Source organism: Vibrio sp. 10N.261.51.A4 (genome assembly GCF_041471945.1).
GTDB classification, from domain to species: domain Bacteria; phylum Pseudomonadota; class Gammaproteobacteria; order Enterobacterales; family Vibrionaceae; genus Vibrio; species Vibrio crassostreae_C.
Genome location: NZ_JBFRPJ010000134.1, coordinates 1 through 4,697, shown reverse-complemented (window position 1 = coordinate 4,697; position 4,697 = coordinate 1). Strand labels below are relative to the sequence as shown.

Below are 4,697 nucleotides of genomic sequence, written 5' to 3'. Positions count from 1 at the left end.
GGTGTTCATGGCACGCTTACTCTAATTTTATCCTGCGACCTGTTATCACCAAGGAAGAGCAACAACAGGTGTGATGACCAGTCGAAGTTGATGCTCTATCCCAAACGCGTCAGGGCTTTCAATGTAGTTCCAGTATTGAAGACCAAACTTGATGGGTTTGCCACCAATGAGAGTCGTCTTAGCGAACCCAATACCAATAGGGAATGACAATTTATTTCCACTGCTCGCTTCGTGATTATAGCTCCAAGTTGGTTGCGCTTGAATTTGCCATCCATCGTCTAGATTCGCGGTATAGAAGTACTGTCCACCAGTAATACTCGCGTCGGCGTCATTGCTTCCGCCAGCGTTCCATTGATGGGTAATTAACGCCCCGATAACCCCCCAGCTTTGTACGTAGGCTAAGGCAAACTCTGGACCGAGTAAGAATTGATCGTTACCCAGTTCATCGCTTGTTGCGGTGGGCAGTGTACCCACTATCCCCCCCACGACAATCATGCCGCTCTCAAAGGTATGACCAACGGCCACATCAAAGCCGATATCACCGAGACCTGCATCTGAATTTTCAAATCTATCGCCCTTGTAATAGGGTTGGTCAAATATTAAAGGTATATTTGGTCTGATAAATAAGTTGGTTCGCTCTGCAATTGGCACAGGGAGAACAGGTTGAAAGCTCAAGCGATACCCGTTCTGACTGTTCGCTGAATTTAAGTCGCCTTGATAGTTCGTCCAATCCAAGTTAAAGGACATCGAGCCAAGCGTTGTGTTTGGGTTGGCTAGCTCTTTAGCTACCTGCTCTACATCTTGCCCCTCGTCGGCTAACACTACGATGGGAAGAGTGACAGCAAAGAAGAATATCGCGCTTAAGCTTCGTAATTTAAGGTTTGGCATTTTTTTTCCCTGACGAAAACGTTGGTACAAAAACGTTTAGCTATAAAGGATTATTTTGTCAAAGTTGCCTTTATAGAGAAGGGCAGCTCTGGAGCGGCAAAGTCAATAGCTGTGGGTGAGATGAGCGTAAAAGTGATTGTTTTTGAGTCACTTTCTCTTGTCACGTTAGATTTGTCTTATCATTGAGAAAAATGAGCAAAGAAGAGGATCAGGTAGATAGCGTGAAATTATTGGTCTAAGATTTTTGACACGTAACACTTATAGTTCATCTCACACACGGGATAAAATTATGAAACCACTAGAATCATTCATTAAAAAGGCTACGATCGTCGGCTTTGGCCTTATGTCACCACTTGTTATCGCCGCTAATTATGATGTTGTAATTTTGAACGGCAGAGTTATCGACCCTGAAACAAATTTCGATTCTGTTGCTAATGTCGGGATCAAAGATAATAAGATCACAGCAATAACGACCGATAGTATTTCTGGGGATAAAACTATTGACGCTACAGGTAAAGTTGTTGCCCCTGGATTCATCGACGTCCACGCTCATGGTCAAAACATTGGTGACTACAGAATGCAGGCGATGCAAGGCGTTACCACTATGCTGGAACTCGAATCTGGTGTTCTACCTATCAGTGACTGGTATGCAGGACAAGCTGAAAAAGGCTTACCATTAAACTATGGTGCAGCAGCTGGTTGGACTTACGCTCGTATTGCTACATTTAGTGAGACGGAACCCGAAGCGACCGTTGGCTATTTCCAAAAAGCTCAATCACGTAATGATTGGAAGATGGATATAGCAACACCTGAGCAAGAAAGTAAAATCATCAAGCTGATTGAGCAAGGCCTTGATGAAGGTGGCCTAGGTATCGGGATTAACGCTGGCTATGCACCGGGCCATGGTCAAAAAGAATATTATGCATTGGCTGAATTAGCCGCAGAAAGAGACGTAGCAACCTATACTCACGTTCGCTATGCCAGCAATGCCGAGCCACAAAGCTCGTTTGAAGCCGTTAAAGAATTAGTGGGCAATGCCGCTATCACTGGCGCTCATATGCACTTTTGTCATATTAACAGTACTTCATTAAAAGATATCGAAACCATCTTACCTATGGTCAATAAGGCTCAAGAACAAGGAATCAATGTTACTGTGGGCGCTTACCCTTGGGGCGCAGCAAGTACTGTCGTTGGCGCAGCCATGTTTTCTGGTGAAGGCTGGCGGGAACGTATGGGTTCAACCGCTGAAAACTTTCAGCTAGGTAAAGAACGTATGACAGAAGAACAGTTGAAAGACTACCAAGAAAATAAACCTGGTACCTTTATTGTCTGGCACTTCCTAGACGAGCAAAACCCTAAAGATCTTGCTCTATTAGACGCTTCGATTCTAAATCCTAATGTGTTGATTGAATCTGACGAAATGTTCTGGATGCATATGGACGAAGACGGCCACATTGAAAATTATGCAGGTGACGAGTGGCCATTACCAAAAGATCTATTCTCTCATCCTAGATCAAATGGCACCTTTGCTAAAGTACTCAGAGTCTATGTTCGTGAGCGCGGCTTGTTAACGATGACGGAAGCACTACGTAAAATGACACTGATGCCAGCTCAATTAATAGAAGATTTTGTCCCTCAAATGAAAAATAAAGGACGAATCCAAACTAATATGGACGCAGATATCGTGGTATTCGACCCAGAAACTATCGCTGATGTGGGCACCTACCAAGATCCTAACCACCCAGCCGTAGGCGTACATTGGTTATTGGTTAACGGCAAAATAGTTGTCAACAACACACAACTAGATACAGACGTTAAAGCAGGCGAAGCCATTCGACGTTAATTCACCTAATCAATGATAAATCAGACTATAGAAAGCGATACTCAGGTATCGCTTTTTTATCTCACCTCTTCGATAATTTCTTAAAGTGTCACATATAATACTTTTAAATGAATTTTCTAATTGAGGTAACATTTAGATAGATTTGCCAAAAATATTCGACATAAATCACGTTTTTATCATGTCATTGGGCGTAGTTTATTTATAAAAAGGTGCATAAAAAGGTGCGTACAAAGGGCTTAACACTCCGTTTGATATAAATCCGTACCTATCTTTACTTCCAAACTTCCAAACTTCCAAACTTCCAAACTTCCAACATATTTATATTTTATAGAAGCTAACACTGTTAAGGAAAATTTCAAATATGGACAACAAATCTGAAATCGAACCAAGTAATGATAAAGCGACAAAGTCAGGTGCACCAAAATTACCAGAATTTGAAATAAAAGATTATTCAAAAATCCCTCAACGAACACACAAATATCCTGCATCTGAACGTGCAAAAAAAATTGTTCGAGATTCTATGGCTATTGACAGCCTTTTTTCCGGTCTTTGGCCCTCTCAATGGTCTTCACCTGAAGCACCAGAATTCCATGATGAAATGGACAAGTGCAAAGCCGCTGGATTCAAGGTACTAGCAGCATGTCCTTCCGCAGACTCGTTAGATGCCTCGGTTGAAGGCATTATGAAAGGCGCTCAGTTCTACCTAAGCAAAATGAAAGAACGCCCAGACGACTATATGATGATCCGCACTACCAAAGATATTGATGAAGCGGTAAAACAAAACAAATTGGGTATTTACTTCACTCACCAAGGTACTCAAATATTTGGTTGTGATGTTGATCGCGTAGGACTATGGCGTGAGATGGGCTATGGTTACTGTTTATTGGCATATAATCAACGTAATGATGTGGGTGATGGCTGCTTCGAAATTGAGAACCGTGGTCTAACTGAATATGGAAAAAAACTTGTCGACGCTTATAACCGATACGGTATGCCTGTTGATGTAAGCCATACTGGCGAACGAACCTCCTTAGATGCGATTGAACGCAGTAGCCAACCTGTCATTTCTTCGCATTCAGGTGCGAAAGCCATTGCCGATTATCAGAGAAGCCTTTCTGACGCTGTGATTAAAGGTGTTGCGGCAACCGGTGGGGTTTGCTCAATAAATATGGTGGCTGCCTTTATGGATACATCTAACCCAGATATATTGACGACTGAACAATTATTTCGACATATTGATTATATGGTCAACTTAGTCGGTATAGACCACGTTGGCTTCGGTTCAGACTATATCCCGAACATCAATTTTACAGCGTCTATTATTCAAACACCAATGGGGCAGAACGTATTCCCTGATGGTGGCTATAGTGCCGCTGTAGGAGCAAAAGGGTTTCCTACCCCAGCACCATATCAAATTGTTGCAGCTCTAATTGATACCATGCTTGAAAATGGATACTCAGAAGAAGACTGCAGCAAGTTCTTAGGTGGCAACATGTACCGAGTATTTGATCAAGTCTGGGTATAAGAAGTTTATTAAATTTACTCAATAATTAGCACTTCTAACATCTCGTTTAGAAGTGCTTTTTAATCGCTTCGAATGAGACTGCAGTTTATGACGTAAACGCCCCATGAACCCACGGGGCGACTTGTCAGTGTTTGAAGTTCCAAGGCAGGAGTGCGTCGATATCAGGCTCAGCTTTCGCGGTCTCGATGATGCTGTAAAGCATCGCGCTCGCATCAGCACCGTTTGGTGTGTTAGAGAACAGCCAGTTCTTCCTGCCAATGACCAGTGGTTTAATTGCGCGTTCAGCGCGATTATTATCGATAGATAAGTGACCATCGTCGATATAACGAATAAGCTTTGACCACTGCTCAAGCGTATATTTTATCGCTTTGCCTAGTGGGCTAGAGCCAATCACCTTCTGGGTCGTCATCCATTGGTAAAGTGATCCGCACCATAAGTTTT

The 4,697-nt window shown here is 42.7% G+C and carries 4 protein-coding genes; 2 read left to right on the top strand and 2 right to left on the bottom strand.

All coding sequences use genetic code 11. The annotated features are described in order from the left end of the window. Positions 1–45: 45 nt before the first annotated feature. Entirely contained in the window at positions 46–888 is an 843-nt protein-coding gene (locus AB4384_RS23075) for a hypothetical protein (RefSeq protein WP_136974981.1), read from the bottom strand. 289 nt (positions 889–1,177) lie between these two features. On the opposite strand from AB4384_RS23075, the gene AB4384_RS23070 reads away from it, so the two are divergent. Together AB4384_RS23070 and AB4384_RS23065 are read left to right on the top strand one after the other, a co-directional pair. After that, positions 1,178–2,731 (top strand): amidohydrolase family protein, encoded by a 1,554-nt coding sequence (locus AB4384_RS23070; protein WP_017062426.1) that lies wholly within the window; start codon positions 1,178–1,180, stop codon positions 2,729–2,731. Between the two features lie 361 nt (positions 2,732–3,092). After that, complete coding sequence (locus tag AB4384_RS23065) at positions 3,093–4,256, top strand: dipeptidase (protein WP_372130169.1); 1,164 nt, start codon at positions 3,093–3,095, stop codon at positions 4,254–4,256. A 124-nt stretch (positions 4,257–4,380) separates the two neighbouring features. Here AB4384_RS23065 and AB4384_RS23060 read toward each other — a convergent pair. Next, positions 4,381–4,697: transposase (locus AB4384_RS23060; protein WP_372130168.1), on the bottom strand; the 317-nt coding region annotated here is incomplete at its 5' end.

What these genes read in the sequence shown, in the direction of transcription:
- AB4384_RS23075 (WP_136974981.1), bottom strand. Translation starts at nt 888, where the DNA reads ATGCCAAACCTTAAATTACGAAGCTTAAGCGCGATATTCTTCTTTGCT.
- AB4384_RS23070 (WP_017062426.1), top strand. Translation starts at nt 1,178, where the DNA reads ATGAAACCACTAGAATCATTCATTAAAAAGGCTACGATCGTCGGCTTT.
- AB4384_RS23065 (WP_372130169.1), top strand. Translation starts at nt 3,093, where the DNA reads ATGGACAACAAATCTGAAATCGAACCAAGTAATGATAAAGCGACAAAG.